The sequence below is a fragment of the Craterilacuibacter sp. genome (assembly GCF_051659485.1).
In the GTDB taxonomy this organism is placed as follows: Bacteria; Pseudomonadota; Gammaproteobacteria; order Burkholderiales; family Chromobacteriaceae; genus Craterilacuibacter.
Map to the genome: position 1 here is coordinate 1 of NZ_JBOFOO010000372.1, position 2,621 is coordinate 2,621.

Here is a 2,621-nt window from a genome sequence, read left to right on the forward strand (position 1 = left end):
GGGCTAGGCTAGGCACCGGTGCGAAGATGCCTTCAAAGGTCGATTGCCCCAGTACGATGGAAAGGGTAGTGATCAGGATGATGCTCAGGATGATGGCGCCGGGTACTTTGCGGTATTCCAGAGCCACAATCATGAAAAAGCCGAGAATGGCCAGCAGGGTGGTTGGGTTGTGGATATCACCCAGTGTAATCAGTGTGGCCGGATGGGCAGCAATCACACCGGCATTTTTCAGGCCGATGATCGCAAGGAACATACCGACACCGGCAGAGATGCCGAACTTGAGCGACTGCGGGATGGCATTGACCATCGCTTCGCGTACCTTGAACAGGCTGACGGCAAGAAAGACCAGACCGGACAGGAAGACGGCACCCAGTGCGGTTTCCCAGGGAACGCCCATGCCCTGCACCACGGTAAAGGTGAAGTAGGCATTCAGGCCCATGCCCGGCGCCAGTGCAATCGGGTAGTTGGCAACCAGTGCCATGATGCTGGTGCCTAGGGCTGCCGCCAGACAGGTTGCGACAAATACGGCGTTGATATCCATGCCGGTGGCCGACAGGATGGCAGGGTTGACCAGAACGATGTAGGCCATGGTCAGGAAGGTGGTAATTCCGGCGATGACTTCTGTTTTAACCGTGGTTCCGTGTTCTTTCAGTTTGAACAGGTTCTCTAGAACTTGCATCTTGTGCACCCCTGCGGCGTTTCAGTTTTTAAGAGCCGGCCATTTTATACGATTTATCATTAGGATAGTGGTGGAATCCTAAGTGATTCCCTTTAAAGATTACCCATGCTTGTGGTAACCTGAAATATTAGTTCAAGTTCGCAGGTGTCAGCTCATGAGTGTGTCGACCGGTAATATTTTCATCGTCGTCGCCCCTTCCGGGGCGGGCAAGACTTCGCTGGTGGCGGCATTGCTTAAGGCTGCGACTGATGTCGAGCTCTCGGTTTCCTTTACTACCCGCGCCCCGCGCGCCGGTGAAGTCGACGGTCAGCATTATCATTTTGTCTCGCGTGAGGCTTTTGAAGGCATGATTGCGGCGGGTGATTTTCTCGAGTACGCCGAGGTTTATGGCAACTATTACGGCACTAGCGCACGCTGGATCCGGTCGCGCATCGCTGCCGGACACGATATCCTGCTTGAGATAGATTGGCAGGGTGCACGTCAGGTGCGTAAAGTATTCCCTGAGGCTATTGGCATCTTTATTCTGCCGCCTAGTCTGGAGGTGCTTGCGAGTCGTTTGCGCGGTCGCGGGACCGATAGTACCGAAGTCGTAGATCGGCGTTTGGCGGAGGCTCGCGCCGAGATCGCGCTGCTTGGCGAGTATGACTACGCCGTCGTCAATGACGAGTTCGAGCTGGCATGCACCGATCTGCTGTCCGTTGTACGTGCCGTGCAGTTGCGTACGCCACGCCAGTGCCAGCGCTTGGCATCGGTGCTGACGCAAATGCAGGCTGCTAGCTGACGTAATTGGTCAAGCCGGCAAAATTACATCTAGTTCCCACCATTCTTGAAAGAGGTAAACCCCATGGCCCGTATTACCGTTGATGACTGCCTCGACCGTATCCAGAACCGTTTTGACCTGACGCTGGCCGCCGCATACCGTGCGCGCCAAGTTGCGTCCGGTGGTACGACTTTTGTCGAGCCCGGCCGCAATAAGCCGACTGTTGTTGCCTTGCGTGAAATTGCTGCCGGGCATGTCGGTCGCGAAATCCTGACCCGCAGCAAGGGCTGATTACCCCGGGTATATTTCAGTTATGCAGCTGGATAACGCGCCACTCATCGATTATCAGGCCATGATAGATACGGCCGCCTCGGCTCTGTTCGAGTCGGCCAGCGGCTATCTGAAGCCGGAAGATGTGCAGCTTTTGCGGCAGGCATTTGATGTCAGTCGCGAAGCGCACGAGGGGCAAACGCGTAAAAGCGGAGAGCCTTATATCACCCATCCGCTTGCCGTTGCCCAGATGCTGATTGATTGGCGTATGGATGCGCAGGGGGTGGCGGCTGCCTTATTGCATGATGTACTCGAAGACACCGGTGTTTCCAAATCCACGCTGACCGAGAAGTTTGGCAAGACGATTGCCGATCTGGTGGATGGCTTGTCCAAACTCGAGCGGCTGGAGTACCAGACCAAGGAAGATGCGCAAGCAGAAAACTTCCGCAAGATGGTGCTGGCGATGGCGCGCGACGTGCGCGTCATTATCGTCAAGCTGGCCGACCGTTCGCACAATATGCGTACGCTGGACTCGATGCGCGAAGACAAGCGCAAGCGCATCGCGCTGGAAACGCTGGAAATTTATGCCCCTATCGCCAACCGTATTGGTCTGAATACGGTTTACCGCGAGTTGCAGGATTTGGCATTCAAGCATCTGTATCCCACGCGTTACATGGTTCTGGCCAAGGCTGTGCGTGCCGCGCGAGGAAATCGGCGCGAGATCGTCAACAAGATTCTGGAATCTGTCAGTCAGCGCCTGGCCGAAAATAATATCGAGGCGACAATCAAGGGACGGGAAAAGAATCTCTATAGCATCTACAAGAAGATGCAGGAGAAAAACCTGTCCTTCTCCGAGGTGCTGGATATTTACGGTTTCCGTGTGGTCGTCAATGATATTCCCAGTTGCTATCT

Annotated in this window: 4 protein-coding genes; 3 read left to right on the top strand and 1 reads right to left on the bottom strand. The window is 55.1% G+C overall.

Annotated elements, in window-relative coordinates; translation table 11 throughout:
- Nucleotides 1-679, bottom strand: a 679-nt coding sequence (locus tag ACRC1E_RS12735; protein ID WP_438515465.1) for a solute carrier family 23 protein, incomplete at its 3' end; no start/stop codon positions are given.
- Between the two features lie 154 nt (nucleotides 680-833).
- On the opposite strand from ACRC1E_RS12735, the gene gmk reads away from it, so the two are divergent.
- From gmk to ACRC1E_RS12750, 3 genes are all read left to right on the top strand, one after another.
- On the top strand, nucleotides 834-1,460 hold the full coding sequence (gene gmk / locus ACRC1E_RS12740; RefSeq protein ID WP_438515466.1) for a guanylate kinase: 627 nt from the start codon (nucleotides 834-836) through the stop codon (nucleotides 1,458-1,460).
- A gap of 63 nt (nucleotides 1,461-1,523) precedes the next feature.
- The gene (rpoZ, locus tag ACRC1E_RS12745) at nucleotides 1,524-1,730 is read left to right on the top strand and encodes a DNA-directed RNA polymerase subunit omega (protein WP_438515467.1); all 207 of its coding nucleotides are present in this window, start codon (nucleotides 1,524-1,526) and stop codon (nucleotides 1,728-1,730) included.
- Nucleotides 1,731-1,752: 22 nt separating this feature from the next.
- Nucleotides 1,753-2,621 (top strand): HD domain-containing protein (locus ACRC1E_RS12750; RefSeq protein WP_438515468.1); only part of this gene is annotated, 869 nt, incomplete at its 3' end.